The following is a 24,539-nucleotide window of genomic DNA, read 5'->3' on the forward strand; positions in this document are numbered from 1 at the left end:
ATCGAAGATATCACAACTTAAGCATCGAGCAAGATGCGCAGCATGCGGCGCAGCGGCTCGGCTGCACCCCACAGCAACTGGTCGCCAATGGTGAAAGCGCCAACATATTCAGGGCCCATGGCCAATTTGCGCACGCGGCCCACCGGAATGGTCATGGTGCCGGTGACCGCCACAGGGGTCAGGTCTTGGATGGTGGCTTCACGGGTGTTGGGCACCACTTTGACCCAGGCGTTGTCGGCAGCAAGCATGGCTTCGATGTCGGCCACCGGCACGTCCTTTTTGAGCTTGAAAGTCAGTGCTTGGCTGTGGCAGCGCATGGCACCCACGCGCACGCAAAAACCGTCGACCGGGATGGCGGCAGAGTCAAAACCCTCACCCATGCCCAAAATCTTGTTGGTTTCGGCCATGCCTTTCCACTCTTCCTTGGACATGCCGTTGCCCAGGTCTTTGTCGATCCAGGGAATCAGCGAGCCACCCAGCGGCACGCCAAAGTTAGCGGTCTCGGACGCTGTCAGGGCGCGTTGTTTGGCCACAACCATGCGGTCTATTTCCAAAATGGCGCTCTTGGGGTCGTCCAACAGGGCTTTGACTTCGGCGTTCAGAGTGCCGTATTGGGTCAGCAACTCGCGCATGTGCTGCGCGCCACCGCCCGAAGCCGCTTGGTAAGTCTGGGTGCTCATCCACTCCACCAGACCGGCTTTGTACAAAGCGCCCACGCCCATCAGCATGCACGAGACGGTGCAGTTGCCGCCCACCCAGTTGTTGCCACCGTGGGCCAAGGCGTTCTTGATCACGGGCATGTTGACCGGATCCAAGATGATCACGGCGTCTTTTTCCATGCGCAGGGTCGATGCGGCGTCGATCCAGTGGCCGTTCCAGCCAGCAGCACGCAGCTTGGGGAAGACTTCGGAGGTGTAGTCACCACCTTGGGCAGTGATGATGATCTCGCAGCGCTTGAGCTGCTCGATGTTGAAGGCGTCTTGCAGCGTGGTTTCGTTCTTGGCCATCGAGGGGGCTTTGCCGCCCGCGTTCGATGTGGAGAAAAACAATGGCTCGATCAGGTCAAAGTCTTTTTCCTGAATCATGCGGTCCATCAGAACCGAGCCGACCATGCCGCGCCAGCCGACCAAACCTACTAACTTGCTCATTTCAACGCCCTTTCAGTTTTTAAAACAGTGTTTGACCAGACTGTTTGCCCGGCTCGTCTGGCCGGGAGGGCGCACGACGAACCAGGCCGGATCAGCCCTTAATGGTCGTGGTTTTTGTGGAAGTCGCACGCGCACCAGCAGCCACTGCAGAGGCAGTGATCAGGTTCAGGGAGAACAGGCGGGCGTGGAACATGGCCGAAATTGTAATGGATGCTGCCTGAGTGCTTCCTGACAGCATCCATGCGCTTTTCAAGCCAGCGCTTTGACCACTGCATCGCCCATTTGCGCGGTGCCCACCTTGGTGGTGCCTTCGCTCCAGATGTCGCCCGTGCGCAGGCCCTGGGCCAGTACTTTTTGCACGGCGGCTTCGATGCGCTGGGCCGCTTCGGGCTGGTTCAAGCTAAAGCGCAGCATCATGGCCGCACTCAAGATGGTGGCCAGCGGGTTGGCGATGCCTTTGCCCGCGATGTCGGGGGCGCTGCCGTGGCTGGGCTCGTACAGGCCTTGGTTTTTGGTGTTCAGGCTGGCCGAGGGCAGCATGCCGATCGAGCCCGTCAGCATGGAGGCTTCGTCGCTCAGAATGTCGCCAAACATGTTGCCGGTGACGACCACGTCAAAGCGCTTGGGTTCTTTGACCAGTTGCATGGCGGCGTTGTCCACGTACATGTGGTCCAGCGCAATGTCGGGGTACTCTTTGCCGACTTCGGTGACCACGTCTTTCCAGAACTGGAAGGTCTCGAGCACGTTGGCTTTGTCCACGCTGGTCACGCGGCCCTCGGTGCCTGCGGCTTTGCGCTTGCGGGCGGCCTGGAAGGCGACGTGGGCGATGCGCTCGATCTCGGGCTTGGAGTAGCGCATGGTGTCGAAGGCTTCCTCCGCGCCAGGGAAGTGGCCGTCGGTCGCGATGCGGCGGCCGCGTGGCTGACCGAAGTAGATGTCACCCGTCAGCTCACGGATGATCAGGATGTCCAGACCCGAAATCAACTCAGGCTTGAGGCTGGACGCACCCACCAGTTGCTCGTAGCAAATGGCAGGGCGGAAGTTGGCGAACAGGCCCATGTTTTTGCGCAGGCCCAAAATGGCCTGCTCGGGGCGCAGGGGGCGATCGAGCTTGTCGTATTTCCAGTCGCCGACCGCGCCAAACAGCACGGCATCACTGTCCATGGCCAGCTTGAGCGTGGCTTCGGGCAAGGGGTGGCCAAAGGCGTCGTAAGCCGCGCCGCCGACCAAGGCGGTTTCCATCTCGAACTTCAGGTCGAGCGTGTTCAGGACTTTGACGGCTTCAGCGACGATTTCGGTGCCGATGCCATCACCGGGGAGGACTGCGATTTTCATGGGGATTCCAATATTTTTTAGGCGTTGACGGCGGTGTGGGCGAGCCAAGGCTTGGTGGCCAGACGCTCTGCTTCATAGGCCTTGATCTTGTCGGCGTGGCGCAGGGTAAGGCCGATGTCGTCCAAACCGTTGAGCAAGCAGTACTTGCGGAATGCCTGCACCTCAAATGGGATTTCTTGGCCTTGCGGGCGCACCACCACTTGGCGTTCCAGGTCCACCGTCAGCTCGTAGCCGGGGAAAGCCGCCACTTCGTCAAACAGTTGGGCCACCACAGCTTCGGGCAGCACGATGGGCAGCAGGCCATTTTTGAAGCAGTTGTTGAAGAAGATGTCGGCAAAGCTGGGCGCGATCACGCAGCGAAAGCCGTATTGGTCGATGGCCCAAGGCGCGTGTTCGCGCGATGACCCGCAGCCAAAGTTTTTGCGGGCCAACAAAACGCTGGCACCTTGGTAGCGCGGCTGGTTCAGCACGAAGTCTGGGTTGGGCTTGCGGCTGGCCGGGTCCTGGCCGGGAAAGCCCACGTCGAGGTAGCGCCATTCGTCGAACAGGTTGGGGCCAAAGCCCGTCTTGCGGATCGACTTGAGGAATTGCTTGGGGATGATGGCGTCGGTGTCCACGTTGGCGCGGTCCATCGGGGCCACCAGGCCTTTGAGGAGGGTGAATTTCTGCATGCTGTGATTCCTCGAACGCTTCAGGCAAATTTGCGGATGTCGACAAAGTGGCCGTGCACGGCCGCAGCGGCGGCCATGGCGGGGCTGACCAAGTGGGTGCGGCCGCCCGCGCCCTGACGGCCTTCGAAGTTGCGGTTGGACGTCGATGCGCATCGCTCGCCGGGTTCCAGGCGGTCTGCGTTCATGGCCAGGCACATGGAGCAACCGGGCTCGCGCCACTCAAAGCCTGCGGCCTTGAAGATGTCGTGCAAGCCTTCTGCTTCAGCTTGGGCTTTGACCAAGCCCGAGCCAGGCACGACCATGGCGAGCTTGACGTTCTTGGCCACTTTTTGGCCAAGCTTTTTAACGATGGCGGCTGCTTCGCGCATGTCTTCGATGCGGCTGTTGGTGCACGAGCCGATGAAGACCTTGTCGATGGTGATGTCGGCCAATGCCTTGCCGGGCTGCAAGCCCATGTAAGTCAGTGCACGCTCAATGGCATCGCGCTTGACATCGTCTTTTTCTTTGTCGGGGTCGGGCGTGTGGCCGTCGATGCCCAGCACCATTTCGGGCGATGTGCCCCAGGTCACTTGCGGCACGATGGCGCTGGCGTCCAGCTCCACCACGGCGTCAAAGTGCGCGCCGGGGTCGGATTGCAAGGTCTTCCAGTAAGCCACGGCGTGGTCCCACTCGACACCCGTGGGCGAGAGCAAACGGCCTTTGACATACTCGATGGTCTTCTCGTCCACCGCCACCAAGCCAGCGCGTGCGCCGCCTTCGATGGCCATGTTGCAGACCGTCATGCGGCCTTCCATAGAGAGGCCACGGATGGCCGAGCCTGCGAATTCGATGGTGTAGCCGGTGCCGCCAGCGGTGCCGATCTTGCCGATGATGGCCAGCACGATGTCTTTGCCCGTGAGGCCTTTGGCCAGTGTGCCTTCGACCTTGATCAGCATGTTCTTGGCTTTTTTGGCCAACAGGGTTTGCGTGGCCATGACGTGCTCGACCTCGGAGGTGCCGATGCCGTGGGCCAGTGCGCCGAAAGCCCCGTGGGTGGATGTGTGCGAGTCGCCGCAGACCACCGTCATGCCAGGCAGGGTGGCGCCGTTTTCAGGGCCAATGACGTGCACGATGCCTTGGCGCTTGGACAGGAACGGAAAGAACGCGGCCGAGCCGTATTCCTTCATGTTGGCGTCGAGTGTGGTGATTTGCTCTTTGCTGATCGGGTCTGTGATGCCGTCGTAACCCATTTCCCAGCCCGTGGTGGGGGTGTTGTGGTCAGCGGTGGCCACGATGGAGCTGACGCGCCAGACTTTGCGGCCGGCTTGGCGAATGCCTTCAAAGGCTTGGGGGCTGGTGACTTCGTGGACCAGGTGGCGGTCGATGTAGAGGACGGAAGTGCCGTCTTCTTCGGTGTGGACGACGTGTTCGTCCCAGATCTTGTCGTAAAGCGTGCGTGCCATGGAGCTTCCTTGCTGTGCAGCCTGCCATTTTATGCGGATAGGCGGCCTTCATCAGGACGTCTGCCATGGCCTTTTGGTCGCTGCGGTGACTTGAGCGGCCGGGGCCCGGGGCTGCCAAGCCTCATCAGTCGCTTCGCGCCAGCCAATCGGCCTGACAGCCCCAGGCCCCAACCGCTCAAGTGGTGGTTTTTCTCATGAAAAAGCCCGCACAAGGCGGGCTTTAGGGGTTCGGGTGTTAACCGATCAACGCTGCACGTCGCGGCGCGGGGAGCCGGTGAACAGCTGACGTGGGCGGCCGATTTTGTACTCGGGGTCGCTGATCATTTCGTTCAGTTGGGCGATCCAGCCGACGGTACGGGCCAGGGCGAACACACCGGTGAACAAGTTCACTGGAATGCCGATGGCGCGTTGCACGATGCCGGAGTAGAAGTCCACGTTGGGGTAGAGCTTGCGGCTGACGAAGTAGTCGTCTTCCAAGGCAATTTTCTCCAGGGCTTTGGCCAACTTGAACAGGGGGTCGTTTTCCAAGCCCAGTTCTTTCAGCACTTCGTCGCAAGTCTCTTGCATCAACTTGGCGCGTGGGTCGTAGTTTTTGTAGACGCGGTGACCGAAGCCCATCAGCTTGACGCCGGAGTTCTTGTCTTTGACCTTTTCCATGAACTCGCCAACTTTGGAGATGCCACCCATGCGTTGGATGTCTTCCAGCATGTTCAGGCAGGCTTCGTTCGCGCCGCCGTGGGCAGGGCCCCACAGGCAAGCCACGCCCGCAGCAATGGCTGCGAAGGGGTTGGTGCCCGACGAGCCGCACAGACGCACGGTGGAGGTCGATGCGTTTTGCTCGTGGTCTGCGTGCAGTGTGAAGATGCGGTCCATGGCGCGCTCGAGCACGGGGTTGACCTTGTACTCTTCGCAAGGGGTGCCGAACATCATGCGCAGGAAGTTGCCAGCGTAAGACAGGTCGTTGCGGGGGTACATGTAAGGCTGGCCCACGCCGTATTTGTAAGCCATGGCCACGAGGGTTGGCATCTTGGCGATCAAGCGGATCGCCGCAATGTGGCGGTGCTCTGGGTTGTTGATGTCGGTGCTGTCGTGGTAGAAGGCCGACAGGGCGCCGATCAGGCCCGTCAACACGGCCATGGGGTGCGCATCACGGCGGAAGCCGCGCAGGAAGAACTGCATCTGCTCGTTGACCATGGTGTGCTGGTTGACCAACTTGTGGAAGTCTTTGCTCTGCTGGCCCACAGGCAATTCACCGTTCAGTAGAAGGTAGCAGGTGTCGAGGTAGTCGGCTTTGTTGGCCAGCTGTTCAATGGGGTAGCCACGGTACAGCAACTCGCCTTTGTCGCCATCGATGTAGGTGATGGCCGATTGGCAGGAAGCCGTGGACAAGAAGCCGGGGTCATAGGTGAACATGCCGGTCTGTGCGTACAGCTTGCGGATGTCGATGACGTCTGGGCCGATGTTGCCCGAGTACACGGGCATGTCGACGCTGGGGCTGCCGTTGGAGAACGACAGGGTGGCTTTGTTATCGGCGAGTTTCATGGCGGGGTTCCTCAAAAATTCAGGTGTGATCCGGTTTGGATCACGCTCTCAACATGTCCAGGACTTCACGCACCTCTTCGGTGCTGATCTCGGGCTGGAGCTCCTTGCGGCGCAACAGCAAGTCCATGAGATCGTTGTCAGACAGGTCCATCAGCACATACATGCCTCGGGCTTGACCGACGGTCAAGCGAGAATCATGCCGGGCGAAGAAGCGTTCGATGAACAGATCGTTCTCGAGCAAACCACGCCGGCTGCGCCAGCGCAATTTGCTGAGAGACCGTTCACTCAAGGGAGCATCGCGGTCGGCGCCTGCCAAAGACGCGTCTTCGAGAATCGGTGTGACGGTCATCAGACGGCGCGGCGAACCATCATTTCTTTGATCTTGCCGATGGCCTTGGTCGGGTTCAGGCCCTTGGGGCAGACATCAACGCAGTTCATGATGGTGTGGCAACGGAACAGACGGTAAGGATCTTCCAGGTTGTCCAAGCGCTCAGCGGTGGCTTCATCGCGGCTATCGGCGATGAAGCGGTAGGCTTGCAGCAAACCCGCAGGGCCGACAAACTTGTCAGGGTTCCACCAGAAGCTGGGGCAGCTGGTCGAGCAGCTGGCGCACAAGATGCATTCGTACAAACCGTTCAGCTCTTCACGCTCTTCCGGGCTTTGCAGGCGCTCGGTCTCGGGTGGGATGTTGCTGTTGATCAGGTAAGGCTTGATCGAGTGGTACTGCTTGAAGAACTGGGTCATGTCCACGATCACATCGCGGATCACGGGCAGGCCTGGCAGCGGCTTCAAAACGATGGTGCCGGGCAGGGTGTTCATGTTGGTGAGACACGCCAAACCGTTTTTGCCGTTGATGTTCATCGCGTCCGAACCGCACACACCTTCGCGGCAAGAGCGGCGGAAGGAAATGGAGGGGTCCACGGCCTTGAGTTTCATCAAGGCATCCAGCAGCATGCGTTCGTTGCCGTCCAGTTCGACCTGGATGGTTTGCATGTACGGCTTGGCATCCTTGTCGGGGTCGTAGCGGTAAATTTGGAAAGTGCGTAGGGTCATGAAAGAACTCCTGGTGTATTCGGGGGGGTGGACCGCAGGCTTTGGGCGAGCGGTCCAGACAATCTTTAGAACGTGCGAACCTTGGGGGGCACGGAGTCCACGGTGAGAGGCTTGAGCTTGACAGGCTTGTAAGTCAAGCTGTTCGACTCGCTGTGCCACAGGGTGTGTTTCATCCAATTGGCATCGTCACGGCCCAATGGGGCCACGGCGTCATCCACTGGGCGCTCGTAGTCGCTCACGGTGTGGGCACCACGGCACTCGCGGCGGGCAGCTGCAGACACCATGGTGGCTTGCGCAGCTTCGATCAGGTTTTCCACTTCCAGTGCTTCGATGCGGGCGGTGTTGAAGACTTTGGAGGTGTCCTTCAAGCCAATGGCATTGACGCGCTCACGGATGGCAGCGATTTTTTGCACGCCTTCGTCCATAGAGGCTTGGGTGCGGAACACGCCAGCGTGTTGCTGCATGGCGGCACGCATGTCGTTGGCCACGTCTTGGGCGTATTCACCGCCACGGCCTTCGAGCTTGTTCAGGCGCTCGAGTGTGCGGTCCGTGGCATCGGCTGGCAAGGGCTTGTGTGACTTGGTTTTGGATGCAAAGTCGACGATGTGGTTGCCAGCGGCGCGGCCGAACACCAGCAAGTCGAGCAGCGAGTTGGTGCCCAGGCGGTTGGCCCCGTGCACCGACACGCAAGAGCATTCGCCCACTGCGTACAGGCCGTTGACCACGGCGTTGTGGTCGCTAGGGTTCTGGATGACGACCTGGCCGTTGATGTTGGTTGGGATACCGCCCATCTGGTAGTGGATGGTGGGCACAACGGGGATGGGCTCGCGGGTGATGTCGACGTTGGCGAAGTTGACGCCGATTTCGTAAACAGAGGGCAAGCGTTTGTGGATGGTGTCAGCGCCCAGGTGGTCGAGCTTGAGCAGCACATGGTCCTTGTTGGGGCCGCAGCCACGGCCTTCCTTGATTTCCTGGTCCATGCAGCGGGACACGAAGTCACGTGGTGCCAGATCTTTCAGGGTAGGTGCATAGCGCTCCATGAAGCGCTCGCCATTGCTGTTGAGCAAGATCGCGCCTTCGCCACGGCAGCCTTCTGTCAACAACACGCCAGCACCGGCCACGCCGGTGGGGTGGAATTGCCAGAATTCCATGTCTTCAAGCGGGATGCCTGCGCGGGCAGCCATGCCCAAGCCGTCACCGGTGTTGATGAAAGCGTTGGTGGAGGCGGCATAAATGCGGCCTGCGCCGCCGGTGGCCATCAGCACGGTCTTGGCGTGCAAGACGTGCAGATCACCTGTTTCCATTTCGAGCGCAGTCACACCGACCACGTCGCCTTCAGCGTCACGGATCAGGTCGAGCGCCATCCACTCCACGAAGAAGCTGGTTTTGGCAGCGACGTTTTGCTGGTACAGGGTGTGCAGCATCGCGTGACCGGTGCGGTCAGCCGCAGCGCAAGCGCGTTGCACGGGCTTTTCACCGTAGTTGGCGGTGTGGCCGCCAAATGGACGCTGGTAAATCGTGCCGTCAGGGTTGCGGTCAAAAGGCATGCCCATGTGCTCCAGGTCGTACACGACCTTGGGCGCTTCGCGGCACATGAATTCGATCGCATCTTGGTCGCCGAGCCAGTCGGAGCCCTTGATGGTGTCGTAGAAGTGGTAGTGCCAGTTGTCGTCGGACATGTTGCCCAGCGATGCACCAATGCCCCCCTGCGCCGCCACGGTGTGCGAGCGGGTAGGGAACACTTTGGACAGAACGGCCACGTTCAGGCCAGCGCGGGCCAGCTGCAGCGAGGCACGCATGCCCGAACCACCGGCGCCGATGATCACGACGTCAAACTTGCGGGTGGTGATTTGATCTTTGGTGTAGCTCATGTTTTCTCTATCTTGATGTGATTTCGGCTCGATTACAGACGCCACAGGGCTTGAACAGCCCAGCCGGCACAGCCGACCAGCCAGACGAGGGTGAACACGTGCAGCACCAGGCGCACGGCCACGGCTTTGACGTAGTCCATCCAGATGTCACGCATGCCCACCCAGACGTGGTACAGCAAGGCGATGATGACCGCGAAGGTCAAAAACTTCATGCATTGACCGGCAAAAATGCCAGCCCATTGTTCGTAGCCGATGGGGCCGGAGGTGAAGATCACTTGGGCCAGCAAGATCACTGTGAAGAGGGCCATCAGGCCGCCTGTCACGCGCTGGGCCAGCCAGTCGCGAAAGCCATAACCAGCACCGGTCACGATGCGTTTGGAGCCGTAATTCACGGACATAGGTCAGTTTCCTTTGGAGTAATGGGGGGCTGATCAGTACAGGCCGAACATCTTGGCACCGAGCACGGCGGTCAAGGCGATGCTCAGGGTCAGCGTGACGATGGCAGAGGATTTGCCGAGTTCCTTGGTTACCGCGTGGCACACGTCCATGTACAGGTGGCGCAGGCCAGCGATGAAGTGGTGCAGGTAAGCCCAGATCAGGGCCAGGGCCACCAGCTTCATGAACCAGCCAGGCACAAAGCCGATGCCGATGTTGAATGCCGCAGAGAACTTGGCGAAAGAGATCTCGGATGTGATGGAGTTGTCAAACATCCAGATGATGAGGGGCATCAACAAAAACATCAGGAAACCGCTGATGCGGTGCAAGATGGAGACGATGCCGGCGACCGGCAAGCGGTAAGAGGGCAGGTCTTTCAGGGCGTTGATGTTGCGGAATTCAGGCCGCTTTCTGGCGAGTTCAGTCATGTTGGCACTTTCTGGGAGGTAACTCGGTTGTAATTTTGAATGACAAGCCGAAGGATTCTATTGCAACGCAGCAAACTGACAGGATCATTGCAGGGTCTTTGTTTTTAAAAAAAGTTCGACCGTGCTTTTTTAACTCAAGGCGTTGTGATAGTGGTGGCTGTCGGTGCGGTAAAACCCGCGGCGCAGCTCCATCGGCGTGTCGTTGTAGGTGTAGGCCACGCGCTCGACGCTCAACAAAGGTGTGCTGCGCGGCACTTGCAGAAGCTGACTTTGGCTCTCAACCGGCAGCACGGCACGGATTTTTTCGTCGGCACGGACCATCCGCACACCAAATTCGGTCTCAAACAGAGCGTACATGGGGCCGTGGTAATCGGCCAGGCGTTCGGCCGTCAGGCCCTTGAAGGGGCCGCCTGGCAGCCAGAGGTCTTCCAAAATGGTGGGGATGCCCCCAAAGGACAGGACACGACGCACCTGCAAGACGGCATCACCGGTGCGCAAAGCCAGGGCGCGAGCGATCTCGGCGCTGGCCCGCAGGCGCTTGCAGTCGACGATTTCGCGCTGTGCAGGGCCTTCGGTGTTCAGGTCACCCTGGTCGGGCACGAGTTTGAGGAAGCGGTATTGCACGTGCTGCTCGGCATGGGTGGCCACAAATGTGCCTTTGCCCTGGCGGCGCACCAGCAGGTTGTCGCTGGCCAATTCGTCGATCGCTTTGCGCACGGTGCCTTGGCTCACGCGGTAGCGGGCGGCCAGCTCCATTTCGCTGGGGATCGATTCGCCGGGCTTCCATTCGCCCGATTGCAGGCTTTGGAGGATCAGGCCCTTGATTTGCTGATACAGCGGACTGAATGCAGGCGTCAAAGTCGGCGCATCGGAGGAGTGTGTATCGGCCAGGGGCGAATGGTTGTTCATGAGGGGCTGTCCGGCACGTGGTCAGGATCGTGTCAGACGCGCCATCATATCTTATATAAGACATAAGACAAATTGACGACCGAGGGTTTTCGCGGGTACACTTGAAAGCTGTTTGCTTGCTCAAGGGGTGCACACGTGTGCAGCCGGTGGGCGGGTCCGGTGTTCCGGACAGACCTGTTGACAACGACTGTCAGCTCAGGACTGTGACCACTTGTTTTCAACCTTCTGGAGTTATCCACCATGAAAAAGCCCGTCCGCGTTGCCGTTACCGGCGCAGCAGGTCAAATCGGTTATGCATTGTTGTTCCGCATCGCTTCTGGCGAAATGCTGGGCAAAGACCAGCCCGTCATCTTGCAATTGCTGGAAGTGCCCGTTGAAGGCCCTCAAAAAGCCCTGCGCGGCGTGATGATGGAACTCGAAGACTGCGCATTCCCATTGCTGGTGGGTATGGAAGCCCATGGCGACCCGATGACAGCCTTCAAAGACGTCGACTACGCTTTGTTGGTCGGTTCACGTCCACGTGGCCCAGGCATGGAGCGCGCAGAATTGCTCGCCATCAACGGCGCGATCTTCACGGCTCAAGGCAAGGCCCTGAACGCTGTCGCTTCGCGCGATGTCAAAGTGCTGGTCGTGGGCAACCCTGCCAACACCAATGCCTACATCGCCATGAAGGCTGCCCCTGACCTCAAGCCAGGCAATTTCACCGCCATGCTGCGCTTGGACCACAACCGCGCTGCTTCGCAAATCGCTGCCAAGACCGGCAAAGCCGTGGCCGACATCGAAAAACTGTGCGTGTGGGGCAACCACTCGCCCACCATGTACGCCGACTACCGCTTTGCCACCATCAAGGGCGAATCCGTCAAGGCCATGATCAACGACCAGGAATGGAACGCCAACGTGTTCTTGCCCACCGTCGGCAAGCGTGGCGCAGCCATCATCGAAGCCCGTGGCCTGTCCTCGGCTGCATCGGCTGCCAACGCCGCCATCGACCACATGCGCGACTGGGCCTTGGGCACCAACGGCAAGTGGGTCACCATGGGCATCCCATCGCAAGGCTGGTACGGCATCCCTAAAGATGTCATGTTTGGTTTCCCAGTGACCTGCGAGAACGGCGAGTACAAAGTCGTGGAAGGCCTGGAGATTGACGCCTTCAGCCAAGGCTGCATCGACAAGACGCTCAAAGAGCTGACCGACGAGCAAGCTGGCGTTGCCCACTTGATCTGATCCTCACAAGAGAACCAGAGTGAGCCATCCTCGCGACGTTCTGTTGGGAGCACAAGCCGGAAGCGTCCAGCTGCCGGTTTGTGACCATTACAGCGGTGTCGAAGCGAGGATGCGCAAAAGCCTGCAGTTGCAGGCAGAGATGACGCAGGAGTTCGGTACCTGCGTTTTTGATGTCACCCTGGACTGCGAAGATGGCGCCCCAGTCGGTGGCGAAGCCGAACACGCTGCACTGGTCACCGAATTGGCCTTGACCACCACCGCAGCCAGACCTGACGCCCGCGTTGCCGTGCGCGTCCACCCCGTTGATCACCCCAGCTTTGAGGCCGACATGGCCCTCATCGCAGGCCAGGCCGCTTCATGCTTGTCGCACATCATGGTGCCCAAGGTGGAGACCGTGGCCGATGTTGAACGCGCCCAAGCCGCCTTGTTGCAGGCTGGTGCGCTCCATTTGCCCTTGCATGTCCTGATTGAGTCGCCCGGCGCTGTGCACCGCGCTTTTGACATTGCCGCCCACCCGCGTGTGCAATCGATCAGCTTTGGCCTGATGGATTTTGTCTCTGCCCATGGGGGCGCGATTCCCGCCGACGGCATGGGCATTGAAGGGCAATTCACCCATCCGCTGGTGCTGCGCGCCAAGATGGAGATCGCCAGCGCCTGCCATGCCTTTGGCAAGGTGCCCTCGCATTGCGTGGTCACCGAATTCAAGAACACCGATGCCATCCGCATGGCCGCCCAAAAGGCCGCGCGTGAGTTGGGTTACACCCGCATGTGGAGCATCCACCCCGATCAGATTCGCCCGATTCTGGAGGCCATGGCACCCAGCGAAGCGCAGATCGATCAGGCCAGCGCCATCATCTTGGCGGCTCACGCCGCCCAATGGGCACCCATCAGCCATGCGGGTCAGTTGCATGACCGTGCCAGTTACCGTTTCTTTTGGCAGTTGCTGGAACGTGCGCACCAGACCGGACGCCGTTTGCCGCGTGAGGTCCAGTTGTTTTTTGTGGAGCCTGGCACTTTGGCTCGGAATCTCCCATGATGTCCATTCGCCACAAAGGGATCTCGATGCAAAAAACAGTGATGGCCGTCGTGTTGGCTTGGGCCATCGTCCCCGCGTGGTCGCAAGCGCCGTCGCCGCAGCCAGCCCACAAAAGCGTACAAGCTCATGCCGCTGCGTCAGGCAAATCCGACTCAAAAGTGCAGGGCAAAACGCATCTTTCGCAGGCACCACACCCGACGGTCCATAAAGCCCAAGCCAAAGCGTCTACGCAAGCTGTGAAAGCGACCATGGCACCGCTTCGCAAGCCTGTTTTGCCAGCCGCATTGGCCGCCATGCCCATCTCCAAAAGCCATTTGAGCATCGACGAGCTGGCCATTGCTGAACATGTGCACAAAGGCCATTTGCCATGTGAATTGGGTGCCACCGTCCGCGTGGAGGCCGACGCCGATCAGCCTGGCTACTTTGATGTTAGGGGCAAAGGCTTCCACTACCACATGCACCCCGTGAGCACCTCGACCGGCGCCATTCGCCTGGAGGATAAAAGAGCCGGTGCCGTGTGGCTGCAGTTGGCCAACAAGTCCATGTTGATGGACCAAGTCAAAGGCCGCCGCATTGCCGATGAGTGCGCGCACCCCGAGCAAATGGCGTTTGCTCAGGACATGAAAAACAACCCCCCTCCCAAGCTGTTCGATACGACCGGCATGGGCCGATAGCCGCAATAGATTTTGTTTGACCGGAGAAAAAACCATGTTGAAAGCCTACCGTGAACACGCAGCCGAACGCGCTGCAATGGGCATCCCAGCCTTGCCGCTGGACGCCAAGCAAGTCGCTGACTTGATCGAACTGATCAAGAACCCGCCTGCTGGCGAAGATGCCTTCTTGATGGACTTGTTGACCCACCGCGTGCCACCTGGCGTGGACGATGCGGCCAAGGTCAAGGCCTCTTTCCTGGCCGCTGTGGCACACGGTGAAGTCAAGGTTGGTTTGATCTCCAAGTCCAAAGCCACCGAGCTTTTGGGCACCATGGTGGGTGGCTACAACGTGCACCCTCTGATTGAGCTGCTGGACGACGCTGAAGTCGCTGGCGTGGCCGCTGAAGCCCTCAAAAAGACTCTGTTGATGTTTGACTTCTTCAACGACGTCGCCGAAAAAGCCAAGGCGGGCAACGCCAAAGCCAAGGACGTCATGCAAAGCTGGGCTGATGGCGAGTGGTTCACCACCCGTCCTGAAGTCGAAAAGAAAATCACCGTCACCGTGTTCAAGGTGCCTGGCGAGACCAACACCGACGACTTGTCTCCTGCGCCCGATGCCTGGAGCCGTCCAGACATCCCATTGCACTACTTGGCGATGTTGAAAAATACCCGCGAAGGCGCAGCGTTCAAGCCCGAAGAAGACGGCAAGCGCGGCCCGATGCAGTTCATCGACGACCTGAAGAAAAAAGGCCACCTGGTGGCTTACGTCGGTGACGTGGTCGGCACTGGTTCCAGCCGCAAGTCGGCCACCAACAGCGTGATCTGGGCCACAGGCCAAGACATCCCATTCGTGCCCAACAAGCGTTTTGGTGGCGTGACCTTGGGCGGCAAAATTGCCCCCATCTTCTTCAACACCCAAGAAGACTCCGGCGCACTGCCCATCGAAGTGGACGTGACGAAGCTGGAGATGGGTGACGTCATCGACATCCTGCCCTACGACGGCAAGATTGTGAAAAACGGTGCTAATGGTCCAGAGGTGGTGACTGAGTTCAAACTCAAGAGCGATGTGTTGTTCGACGAAGTGCGCGCCGGTGGCCGTATCAACTTGATCATCGGTCGCAGCTTGACTGCCAAGGCCCGCGAGTTCTTGGGTCTGCCCGCATCTACTTTGTTCCGTTTGCCCACAGCGCCTATCGCGACCAAAGCCGGTTTCACATTGGCTCAGAAGATGGTCGGTCGTGCGGTTGGTTTGCCAGAAGGCCAAGGCGTTCGCCCCGGCACTTACTGCGAACCCAAGATGACCACCGTGGGTTCACAAGACACCACAGGCCCGATGACACGCGACGAGTTGAAAGACTTGGCTTGCTTGGGCTTCTCTGCTGACATGGTCATGCAATCGTTCTGCCACACAGCGGCTTACCCCAAGTCGGTGGACGTGAAAACGCACCGCGAATTGCCAGCGTTCATCAGCAACCGTGGCGGCGTGGCCTTGCGCCCAGGCGACGGTGTGATTCACTCTTGGTTGAACCGTTTGTTGTTGCCTGACACCGTTGGCACTGGTGGCGACTCTCACACACGTTTCCCTATCGGTATCAGCTTCCCAGCTGGTTCTGGCTTGGTGGCTTTCGGTGCTGCCACAGGCGTGATGCCTTTGGACATGCCTGAGTCTATTCTTGTGCGTTTCAAAGGCGAAATGCAACCTGGCGTGACACTGCGCGACTTGGTGCATGCCATTCCTTTGTACGCGATCAAGCAAGGTTTGTTGACGGTGGCCAAGGCCGGCAAGATCAACGAATTCTCTGGCCGCATCTTGGAAATCGAAGGCTTGCCAAACCTCAAGGTCGAGCAAGCGTTTGAATTGTCTGACGCGTCTGCTGAGCGTTCTGCTGCCGGTTGCTCGATCAAGCTCAACAAAGAGCCAGTGGCTGAGTACCTCAAGTCCAACGTGGTCCTGATGAAGAACATGATTGCCGACGGCTACGCTGACGCACGCACTTTGGCTCGCCGTATTGAGAAGGTTGAAGCATGGTTGGCTGCGCCTACTTTGCTCGAAGCCGACAAAGATGCCGAGTACGCACACGTCATCGAAATCGATTTGGCCGACATCAAAGAGCCCATCGTGTGCTGCCCGAACGACCCAGATGATGCCAAGTTCTTGTCTGAAGTTGCTGGCACTCACATCGACGAAGCCTTCATCGGTTCTTGCATGACCAACATCGGTCACTTCCGCGCAGCTGCCAAGTTGCTCGGCGGTCAGCGCGACATTCCTGTCAAGTTGTGGGTTGCTCCTCCAACCAAGATGGATGAGAGCGAGCTGATCAAAGAAGGTCACTACGCTGCATTCGGCACAGCCGGTGCTCGTACCGAAATGCCAGGCTGCTCGTTGTGCATGGGTAACCAAGCGCAAGTGCGCGAAGGCGCGACCGTGGTGTCTACGTCCACACGTAACTTCCCCAACCGTTTGGGCAAGAACACCAACGTGTACTTGGCTTCTGCCGAGCTGGCCGCCATCACCTCCAAGATGGGTCAATTCCCCACCGTGGCTGAGTACCACGAAGCCATGGGTGTGGTGAACAAGGACGGGGAAGCCATCTACAAGTACATGAACTTCAACCAAATTGAAGAGTACGTGGAAACCGCCAAAGGCGTGACCGCCTGATCAACCTTTGAGTTGAAACCAAGCCCTGCCAGCGAAAGCTGGCAGGGCTTTTTTGCATGTGCACGCAGGCGACAGTGCAGGCGTGACGACAGGCGTAGCCTCATACATCTCCACTTCTCTTCAATACGCGCCATGCAATACGCCAATTTGGGCAAGAGCCCTCTGAAAGTCTCACGCCTGTGCGTGGGCACCATGATGTTTGCCGATCAGACGCCGCTGGACGAGGCGCGTAGCATCCTGGACCACGCCCTGGACTTGGGCTGTAATTTTCTGGACACGGCCGACGTTTACAGCCTTGGCCAATCCGAGGCGATGCTGGGGCAATTGTTGCCAGGTCAGCGGCACCGCTGGGTGCTGGCCAGCAAGCTGGGCAATGCCATGTCGTCTTTGCCCAACGAAAGTCATTACTCGCGCAGCTGGGTGATGCGTGCTTGCGAGGGCAGTTTGAGCCGTTTGGGTACGGATCACCTGGACATTTATTACCTGCACCGCGACTACAACGGCATGAACCTGGAAGAGCCCTTGCGGGCCATCGAGGCTTTGCTGCGCGAGGGCAAAATCCGCTATTGGGGCGTCTCCAATTTCCGGGGGTGGCGCATCGCCGAGATGGTCAACATGGCCCGGCAAATGAACATGCCCGGCCCCGTGGTGTGCCAGCCTTATTACAACTTGCTCAACCGCATGCCCGAGGTGGAAATTTTGGAAGCCTGCGGGCATTACGGTTTGGGCGTGGTGCCCTACAGCCCCATTGCACGCGGGGTGCTGACGGGCAAATATGCGCCCGGCCAAGCGCCACAAGAGGGCAGCCGCGCCGCGCGGGCAGACAAGCGCATCCTAGAGACCGAATTCCGGGAAGAGTCCTTGCAGATCGCACAAACCCTGCGACTGCATTGCGAGCGTAAAGGCGTGTCACTGGCGCACTTTGCCACCGCCTGGGTGCTTGCCAACCGCCATGTGAGCGCGGTCATTGCAGGCCCGCGCACGCTGACGCAGTGGCAAGACTATGCGGCTGCGCTGGATGTGGTCATCACGCCAGAGGACGAGGCGCTGGTCAACAGTCTGGTGGCACCAGGCCATCCCTCGACGCCTGGCTACAACGACCCGTCCTATCCGCTGAATGGTCGTTGATTCAGCCAGGCCAGAAGCCATGGGGGATGCCAGCCATTGGCAATGGCTGCGGCTGTATTTCGGTCACTTCGTTGGTTCCATGCAGGTCGAGTGGAATCCGTAACCCGAAGTTGGCTGTCCAGTTGCGCTTCGATCACACAGCGTTCGCTGTGCAAAAGCATGGATTCACCAGCCCGAATAAAGTAGTCGACTGAATCGTTGCTTTGGGTGATCCAAACACAACCAGCGATCACGTGCAACATTTGAGGCGCAGCACAGCGCATAGACAGGATGTGGTTGGCTGACAAGTTGTGCTCTTGATCTGAGTGCATGAAAACCTCCGTTGAATCGCTGATCGAGGACTCCAATGTCTCGCATCACAGTGCGCAGCGTTAGGTACAAGAGGTGGTCATGCGGGGTGTGACAACCACGCTTCAGAAGTCATCTGTTCGGTTCAATTTGTGCCAATCTGTGCTGCTCCATGACACCGCTGTGATGCGTGTGTTGTTGCACAATGAGCCAGTCATGAATTCATTGAACTTGCCGTCGATCACTTCCAATGCACCCCGGTATGTGCAGATGGCGATGCGGATGGCCGAGTTGATCGAATCGGGTGCTTTCCAATCAGGACAGCGCTTGCCATCGGTGCGTGACACCGCAGCCCAGGAGGGGGTGTCGATTTCTACGGCGATGCAGGCTTTTCGGTGGCTTGAAGACAAAGGCCTGGCCCAGGCCAAACCCAAGGCGGGTTATTTTGTGAGCAAACTGCGCAAGCGCATTGACTTGCCCACGGTCGGCCAGCCGCCCGCTCACAGCGTGCATGTGCAAAGGCAAAGCCGAACCGATGTGATCCGGCTGGATGGCGGGCAAGCGATTCGGGTGAATTTGGGCGGTACCTGCCCACGCGACTCGATGTTGTTTGACGAAGACCGGGTCCGTGTGGCCGTCAGCCGTGCCACGCGTGTCCACCGCCGTACCTTGGTGTCATACACCAACGAAGCTGGAACGCCTGCTTTGCAAAATGCAGTGGCGCAACGGGCCCTGCATCTGGGCTGTTCATTGCGTGGTGAAGACGTGGTGATCACCTCCAGTTGCATCCATGCGGTGAGCTTGTGCCTGATGGCAGTTACCCGTCCAGGCGATGTGGTCGCGCTGGAGTCGCCAACGTTTTTTGGGTTTCTGGATTTGCTGGAAGCCTTGAACTTGCGGGTGGTCGAGATCCCTTCGCACCCGCGAACGGGTTTGTCTTTGCCCGCCTTGCAATTGGCGCTGGATACACAGCCGATCAAGGCTGTGCTGGCGGTGCCGACACTGTCGAACCCCTTGGGGGCGATCATGCCGCTGTCAGAGAAAAAGGCCTTGGTGAAATTGCTGGCCGCGCACCACATTCCGCTGATCGAAGACGTGGTGTTCAACGACCTGTTGGCCTCGGACGAACGCCGCAAAGCGGTCAAGGCTTTTGACCGCGATGGCTCGGTTATGGTGTGCGGTTCGTTTTCCAAAACCCTGGCCCCCGGCATTCGATTGGGCTGGGTGGATGCCGGTCGCTGGAAAGACCAGGTGGCCGCGCTGCAGCGTGTGCAGGGCGCAGCCACCAACGAAGTGCTGGAGCACGCACTGGCGGATTTGTTGACCCAAACCGCCTACGAGTCACAGATGCGCCGATTGCGCGTCACCATGAAATCGCGCTTGCATGAGGCGCGGAAACTGGTCAGCAGTCACTTCCCCAAGGGCACCCGTGTGAGTGATCCGGCTGCAGGCTACACCCTGTGGGTGGAGTTGCCGCCAGAGCTAGACAGCATGCGCTTGTTGGCGTTGTCCGCCAAAGAGGGCATTGCCTTCGGCCCGGGGCGCTTGTTTTCAGCCACCGACCGCTATGCCCATTGTTTACGTTTGAGTTTTTCGGGGGCTTGGGGCGAAGCCGAAAAAGCGGGACTGAGCCGGTTAGGGCATCTGGCGCAGTCACTGCAGCATAAACCCTCAATGGCGCTTAGACCTTAAAACATCCGTGCAATCAATGCCCCATCAGCCGGACCTTCCATCGGAATCCACACTTTGAGCGGGCTGCCGGGGGCCACGTCGATGGCTTCGCCTTTGCCGTTTTTCATGGCGTTCAGTTTCACTTTGCGGTTGCCGCTGGGGTGGATGACCTCGATCGTGTCGCCCACTGAAAACTTGTTCTTGGTTTCCACTTCGACCCAGCCGTCTTGCACGCTGCGCACCTCGCCCACAAACTGGCTGCGGTGGCCCACCGAGTGGCCGGTTTCGTAGTTCTGGTAATCCTGCGCGGGGCGGCGCTCCAAAAAGCCCGAGGTGTAGCCGCGTGAGGCCAGGCCGTCGAGTTCGCTGATGAGCTCGGGGTTGAAGGGGCGTCCGGCCACGGCGTCGTCGATGGCGCGGCGGTACACCTGCGCGGTGCGGCTCACGTAATAGAGGCTCTTGGTGCGGCCTTCGATCTTGAGCGAGTCCACACCTATTTTGACCAGGCGTTCGATCAGCTCGACGGCGCGCAGGTCCTTGCTGTTCATGATGTAGGTGCCGTGTTCGTCTTCCATGATGGGCATGAGCGCACCGGGGCGATTGGCTTCTTCGATCAAGTACACCTTGTCGGCAGCAGGGTGGCGCTGGCCGTCACCGCAAGCCGAGAAGTTTTTCTCGGCAGCTTCTTGCTCTTGCTCGAAGCTGAAGTCGCCTTCCATGCGGGTGGGTTTGACCTCGCCAGAATCGGTTTCGTCGGTGGCTTCTTGCGTGCCGTAACTCCAGCGGCAGGCGTTGGTGCAGGTGCCTTGGTTGGGGTCGCGGCGGTTGAAATAGCCCGAGAGCAGGCAGCGGCCCGAATACGCAATGCACAGCGCACCGTGCACAAAGACTTCCAGCTCCATGTCCGGGCATTCCTGGCGGATTTTCTCGACCTCGTCGAGGCTCAGTTCGCGGCTCAGGATGATGCGGGCCACGCCCATTTTTTGCCAGAACTTCACGGCCGCCCAGTTGACGGTGTTGGCCTGCACCGAGAGGTGGATGGACATCTCGGGCCACTTGTCGCGCACCATCATGATCAGGCCCGGGTCTGCCATGATCAGGGCGTCGGGCTTCATGGCGATCACGGGCTCGATGTCGCGCAGGTAGGTGCGGACCTTGTCGTTGTGCGGGAGCAGGTTGCTGGTGACGAAGAACTTTTTGCCCCGAGCGTGCGCTTCGGAAATGCCGATGCCGATTTGTTCGAGCTTAAATTCGTTGTTGCGCGCACGCAGGCTGTAGCGGGGTTGGCCTGCGTAAATCGCGTCGGCGCCAAAGTCGTAAGCGGCACGCATTTTGTCGAGCGAGCCCGCAGGCAATAAAAGTTCAGGGGATTTGATCATCGTCATAGCCCCTGATTGTCCTATTTATTGCAGGGCCATTGCCGGGGCACAATTGATGCATGACAAGAAACATTGCCCCAGCGGGGCTCACACAAGTGGTGATCGCCGGTGGTGGCATCGGCGGCCTGGCTGCAGCCTTGGCTTGTTCCCGGCAGGGCGTGGCGGTGCAACTGATGGAGCGTGCCTCTCAGTTCAGTGAGGTGGGCGCAGGCATCCAGATCGGCCCCAATGTCACGCGCATCTTGCAGGCCTGGGGCCTTGAGGATGGATTGAACCGCGTGGCTGCTTTTCCCAAGCGTTTACAAGCCCGCGATGCCCAGACCGGGCAGGTGCTCGGCCGTTTGCGTCTGGGCGAGCGTGCGCAGGCTTTGTATGGCGCGCCTTATGCCACCATCCACCGCGCTGATTTGCATGCCCTGTTGTTGGACGCGGCGCAGGCTGCAGGGGTGCAGACCGCCTTGGGCCAAACCATCGCAGGCTGGTCCGAATCGGCAGAGGGTGTCACGGTCCAAAGCGTCAGCGGGCAGACCTGGCAGGCCGATGCGCTGGTGGGGGCCGATGGCGTTTGGAGCGCCGTGCGGCAACAGCTTTTGGCCGACGCGCCCGCGCGTTTCACGGGGCATCTGGCTTTCAGGGCCTTGGTGCCCCAGGCCGATTTGCCCCAGGGCTTGCGGTCTGACGAGGTGACGGTCTGGATGGGGCCGCGCTTGCATGTGGTGCATTACCCCGTGCAAGCGGGGCGGGCGCTCAATGTGATCGCCATTGTGCATGGCGAAAAACCAGCCAACCCCCACGACTGGGACCACGCCGGGCATGCAGACACTTTGATGCAAGCCATTGGCCATACAGGCAATGACTTGCGCCAACGCTTGGAAGCCATTCCTGCTTGGCGCTTGTGGGCCTTGCACGACCGAGCGCCCGTGAGCGCCGCCAGCCAGATGGCGCAAGGCCGGGTGGCCTTGTTGGGCGACGCGGCGCACCCCATGCGGCCTTATCTGGCGCAAGGCGCGGGCATGGCGATTGAAGATGCACAAGTGCTGGCGCAGTGCCTTGCCCAAGGCTCGGGCACTGTGGCGCATCGCCTGCAGGCTTATGCCGAAAAGCGCTGGGCCCGCAACGCCCGGGTGCAGGCCCGGGCGATCCGCAATGGGCAAATTTTCCACGCCCAAGGTCTAGTGGCCATAGGCCGCAATCTGTCCATGCGGCTCATGGGCGAGCGCCTGATGGATGTGCCTTGGCTCTATGGCGGTGGTTCGGTGACAGCCTGACTCCACCTGCAAAATCCCTTCACCTCGCGTGAGTGCAAGTGATGTGGGGTGAGTCTGAAGATCAAGAGTTTCAAAAAAGAACAGCCATGCGGGCAAGATCAACGCCTGCTTGCTCAGAATGAGCACAAAGTCAGGCTTGGGCCTTTTCTTGACCCTGTTGCAAATGCATGCCCAAAAAAATAGCCCGCATCAGCGGGCTATTTCAAGTCATCAGAGGTGTCGATCAGCGACCGAAGCCGCCGCGGTTGCCACCCCCGCCACCGCCGCCAAAGCCACGGCCACCACCGCCATTGCCTCCCCCATTGCCGCCGCCAAAGCCACGACCACCGCCACCGCCGCCATGACGGCGGTTGCCGCTGGCCAGGCTGTCGATGCTGGTGCGTGTCGGGTCAGGTTGGCCGCTGGTGCGCACAGGCTTGCGGTTGGGCAAGTCCAGACGCGCAAACTGCGTGGTCTTCAAGGGGTCAATGTGGCGTGGCAACTCGTCATCGTGGCTGCGACGGTCTTGACCGCCGCCTTGACCTCCACCTTGAGGGCCACGACCAGGGCCACGGCCTTCAGGACGCGGACCACGCGGAGCGGGACGGCCTTGGCCATCGCCACGGTTGTCAAAACGCGGATCGCCGCGCTGCTCTTGACCGCGACCGCCATCACGGTTGCCACCTTCGCGGCGGCCGTCACCTTGGCCTTCAAAACGTGGTGCGCCTTGTGGGCCATTGCGGCGTGAAGGTGCGGGGCCATTGCGCGATGGACGGGGCTGGCCCTGACCTTCAGCGCGTGGCTGACGCTGGCCACCGGAGCTGCCACCGGGGGCTTTGTTGTCGCGGATGCGTTGCATCATGTCCTGGCGTGCGGCCTTGGCGGCAGCGGCCATCACATCGCGGCTTGGCGGCTTGCCTGCGCCGCCCCACAAAGTCTGGCGACCCATGGCGATGGGCTCGGCCACTTCGCCTGGCTCGGGGCCAAAGCCTTCGAGCAACTGCACTGGAATCTCCTGCTTGGTGAAGCGCTCGATGTCCATCATGAAACCTTCTTCGTCCAAGCAGACCAGGCTCACGGCCTCGCCGCTGGCGCCCGCGCGGCCTGTGCGGCCAATGCGGTGCACGTAGTCTTCCGAGACGTTCGGGATCTCGTAGTTCACCACGTGTGGCAAGTCTTCGATGTCAATGCCGCGTGCAGCGATGTCGGTGGCCACCAAAGCGCGGATGTCACCGCTCTTGAAACCGGCCAACGCTTGCGTGCGGGCGGTCTGGCTCTTGTTGCCGTGCAGGGCCATGGCTTTCACGCCATTTTTGGTCAGGAAGTCGGCCACATTGTTGGCGCCGAACTTGGTGCGTGTGAACACCAGCACCTGACTCCAGTCGTGCTTCTGGATGATGTGCAGCAGCACGTCTTTCTTCTTGCCGCGGCCCACGGGGTGGATCACTTGCGTGATCCGTTGCACCGTGGTGTTGCTGGGCGTGACCTGAATGCTTTGCGGGTTCTTGAGCAGGTTGCCCGCCAACTCGCGGATCTCGTCACTGAAGGTGGCCGAGAACAGCAGGCTTTGCTTGTCTTTGGGCACCAGGGCCAGCACTTTTTTCACGTCGTGGATGAAGCCCATGTCCAGCATGCGGTCGGCTTCGTCGAGCACCAAAATTTCGATGCTGGACAAGTCCAAGAAGCCTTGGCCTTGCAAGTCCAGCAGACGACCGGGTGTGGCCACCAAAATGTCCACGCCTTTTTTGACCTTGCTGATTTGCGGGTTCATGCCCACACCACCGAAGATCACGGTGGAGTCGAGCTTGAGGTATTTGCCGTAGTCGCGCACCGACTCTTCGACCTGGGCGGCCAATTCGCGGGTGGGCGTCAGCACCAAGGCGCGGATGGCTTTGCCGCCAAAGCGGTTTTGGCCAGGCTCACTCAGGCTCAGCTTGTGCAGCATGGGCAGCGTGAACGCGGCGGTTTTGCCGGTGCCGGTTTGTGCACCAGCCAACAGGTCTTGACCTGCGAGCACGGCCGGAATGGCTTGTGCCTGAATGGGGGTGGGTGTTTCGTAGCCGAGCTCGCGCACAGCTTGCATGATGGCTGGAGCCAGATTCAATTCTTCAAAGTTCATTTTTCACAGAGCGCCATGTCCGGCGCAGGTATCGGCTCATTCAACTGCGGGTGGCAGTTACCAGTGTTGGCCGATAAGTCTTAAGGTGGGCATGGAAACCGCAGGCGCTTGTTTTGAGCGTTGCCTGGGTCAGGCCCCAGCAGAAGTGCTGATGTTGCGGCAACTGGAGGCTGCAACGGCGTCCATTGTCGCACAAACCCTGAATGGCTGGATTCAGTCCGACCAAGTCGGTGGCCTCAAGCCTGAAAATTGTGTTGGCATCGTGGGTTCAAACCCCAATTCAATAAACAACAACGGGCCC

21 protein-coding genes are annotated in these 24,539 nt (G+C 59.7%); 7 read left to right on the forward strand and 14 right to left on the reverse strand.

Annotated features, from left to right (window positions below):
- Positions 1–17: 17 nt before the first annotated feature.
- From asd to B9Z52_RS10235, 11 genes are all read right to left on the reverse strand, one after another.
- A complete protein-coding gene (gene asd / locus B9Z52_RS10185; protein ID WP_108413732.1) occupies positions 18–1,148 on the reverse strand; it encodes an aspartate-semialdehyde dehydrogenase in 1,131 nt (376 codons plus the stop codon).
- A 249-nt stretch (positions 1,149–1,397) separates the two neighbouring features.
- Positions 1,398–2,483, reverse strand: coding sequence for a 3-isopropylmalate dehydrogenase (gene leuB, locus B9Z52_RS10190; protein WP_108413733.1), 1,086 nt, complete (start codon positions 2,481–2,483; stop codon positions 1,398–1,400).
- 17 nt (positions 2,484–2,500) lie between these two features.
- Positions 2,501–3,154, reverse strand: a complete 654-nt coding sequence (leuD, locus tag B9Z52_RS10195; protein ID WP_108413734.1) for a 3-isopropylmalate dehydratase small subunit — start codon at positions 3,152–3,154, stop codon at positions 2,501–2,503.
- A gap of 20 nt (positions 3,155–3,174) precedes the next feature.
- Positions 3,175–4,596, reverse strand: a complete 1,422-nt coding sequence (leuC, locus tag B9Z52_RS10200; protein WP_108413735.1) for a 3-isopropylmalate dehydratase large subunit — start codon at positions 4,594–4,596, stop codon at positions 3,175–3,177.
- A 243-nt stretch (positions 4,597–4,839) separates the two neighbouring features.
- The gene (locus B9Z52_RS10205) at positions 4,840–6,138 is read right to left on the reverse strand and encodes a citrate synthase (RefSeq protein WP_108413736.1); all 1,299 of its coding nucleotides are present in this window, start codon (positions 6,136–6,138) and stop codon (positions 4,840–4,842) included.
- 40 nt (positions 6,139–6,178) lie between these two features.
- Positions 6,179–6,487, reverse strand: coding sequence for a succinate dehydrogenase assembly factor 2 (locus B9Z52_RS10210; RefSeq protein ID WP_108413737.1), 309 nt, complete (start codon positions 6,485–6,487; stop codon positions 6,179–6,181).
- Entirely contained in the window at positions 6,487–7,191 is a 705-nt protein-coding gene (locus B9Z52_RS10215; protein ID WP_108413738.1) for a succinate dehydrogenase iron-sulfur subunit, read from the reverse strand. Before B9Z52_RS10215 ends, B9Z52_RS10210 begins: the two co-directional genes overlap by 1 nt.
- A 65-nt stretch (positions 7,192–7,256) precedes the next feature.
- On the reverse strand, positions 7,257–9,062 hold the full coding sequence (gene sdhA, locus B9Z52_RS10220) for a succinate dehydrogenase flavoprotein subunit (RefSeq protein WP_108413739.1): 1,806 nt from the start codon (positions 9,060–9,062) through the stop codon (positions 7,257–7,259).
- A gap of 32 nt (positions 9,063–9,094) precedes the next feature.
- Entirely contained in the window at positions 9,095–9,460 is a 366-nt protein-coding gene (gene sdhD, locus B9Z52_RS10225) for a succinate dehydrogenase, hydrophobic membrane anchor protein (protein ID WP_108413740.1), read from the reverse strand.
- A 33-nt stretch (positions 9,461–9,493) separates the two neighbouring features.
- Complete coding sequence (sdhC, locus tag B9Z52_RS10230) at positions 9,494–9,925, reverse strand: succinate dehydrogenase, cytochrome b556 subunit (protein WP_108413741.1); 432 nt, start codon at positions 9,923–9,925, stop codon at positions 9,494–9,496.
- A gap of 129 nt (positions 9,926–10,054) precedes the next feature.
- The gene (locus tag B9Z52_RS10235; RefSeq protein ID WP_108413742.1) at positions 10,055–10,834 is read right to left on the reverse strand and encodes a GntR family transcriptional regulator; all 780 of its coding nucleotides are present in this window, start codon (positions 10,832–10,834) and stop codon (positions 10,055–10,057) included.
- 240 nt (positions 10,835–11,074) lie between these two features.
- Here B9Z52_RS10235 and B9Z52_RS10240 point away from each other — a divergent pair, with 240 nt between their 5' ends.
- The 5 genes from B9Z52_RS10240 to B9Z52_RS10260 all read left to right on the forward strand — a co-directional run bounded on the left by B9Z52_RS10240 (position 11,075) and on the right by B9Z52_RS10260 (position 17,534).
- On the forward strand, positions 11,075–12,058 hold the full coding sequence (locus tag B9Z52_RS10240) for a malate dehydrogenase (RefSeq protein ID WP_108322220.1): 984 nt from the start codon (positions 11,075–11,077) through the stop codon (positions 12,056–12,058).
- Positions 12,059–12,167: 109 nt separating this feature from the next.
- Positions 12,168–13,094, forward strand: a complete 927-nt coding sequence (locus B9Z52_RS10245; RefSeq protein WP_369907900.1) for a CoA ester lyase — start codon at positions 12,168–12,170, stop codon at positions 13,092–13,094.
- Between the two features lie 248 nt (positions 13,095–13,342).
- Positions 13,343–13,768: a hypothetical protein gene (locus B9Z52_RS10250; protein ID WP_369907887.1), complete on the forward strand. Its 426-nt coding sequence runs from the start codon at positions 13,343–13,345 to the stop codon at positions 13,766–13,768.
- A gap of 34 nt (positions 13,769–13,802) precedes the next feature.
- Positions 13,803–16,406, forward strand: coding sequence for a bifunctional aconitate hydratase 2/2-methylisocitrate dehydratase (gene acnB, locus B9Z52_RS10255; RefSeq protein ID WP_108413744.1), 2,604 nt, complete (start codon positions 13,803–13,805; stop codon positions 16,404–16,406).
- A 132-nt stretch (positions 16,407–16,538) separates the two neighbouring features.
- The gene (locus B9Z52_RS10260; protein WP_108413745.1) at positions 16,539–17,534 is read left to right on the forward strand and encodes an aldo/keto reductase; all 996 of its coding nucleotides are present in this window, start codon (positions 16,539–16,541) and stop codon (positions 17,532–17,534) included.
- Here B9Z52_RS10260 and B9Z52_RS18285 read toward each other — a convergent pair.
- The gene (locus B9Z52_RS18285; RefSeq protein WP_146182823.1) at positions 17,513–17,845 is read right to left on the reverse strand and encodes a DUF2917 domain-containing protein; all 333 of its coding nucleotides are present in this window, start codon (positions 17,843–17,845) and stop codon (positions 17,513–17,515) included. The two genes, B9Z52_RS10260 and B9Z52_RS18285, sit on opposite strands and share 22 nt — an antisense overlap.
- A 193-nt stretch (positions 17,846–18,038) precedes the next feature.
- On the opposite strand from B9Z52_RS18285, the gene B9Z52_RS10270 reads away from it, so the two are divergent.
- Complete coding sequence (locus B9Z52_RS10270; protein ID WP_108413857.1) at positions 18,039–19,514, forward strand: PLP-dependent aminotransferase family protein; 1,476 nt, start codon at positions 18,039–18,041, stop codon at positions 19,512–19,514.
- On the opposite strand, the gene yegQ is transcribed toward B9Z52_RS10270, so the two are convergent.
- Positions 19,511–20,878 (reverse strand): tRNA 5-hydroxyuridine modification protein YegQ, encoded by a 1,368-nt coding sequence (gene yegQ, locus B9Z52_RS10275; protein ID WP_108413747.1) that lies wholly within the window; start codon positions 20,876–20,878, stop codon positions 19,511–19,513. The genes B9Z52_RS10270 and yegQ overlap by 4 nt on opposite strands.
- Positions 20,879–20,931: 53 nt before the next feature.
- Between yegQ and B9Z52_RS10280 the strand changes: the two genes are divergently transcribed.
- Positions 20,932–22,140, forward strand: coding sequence for an FAD-dependent monooxygenase (locus B9Z52_RS10280; protein WP_108413748.1), 1,209 nt, complete (start codon positions 20,932–20,934; stop codon positions 22,138–22,140).
- A 223-nt stretch (positions 22,141–22,363) separates the two neighbouring features.
- Here the strand turns inward: B9Z52_RS10280 and B9Z52_RS10285 are convergent, their stop codons facing one another.
- Entirely contained in the window at positions 22,364–24,238 is a 1,875-nt protein-coding gene (locus B9Z52_RS10285; protein WP_108413749.1) for a DEAD/DEAH box helicase, read from the reverse strand.
- Between the last annotated feature and the right edge of the window lie 301 nt (positions 24,239–24,539).

Source organism: Limnohabitans sp. Jir72 (assembly GCF_003063575.1).
GTDB lineage: Bacteria > Pseudomonadota > Gammaproteobacteria > Burkholderiales > Burkholderiaceae_C > Limnohabitans_A.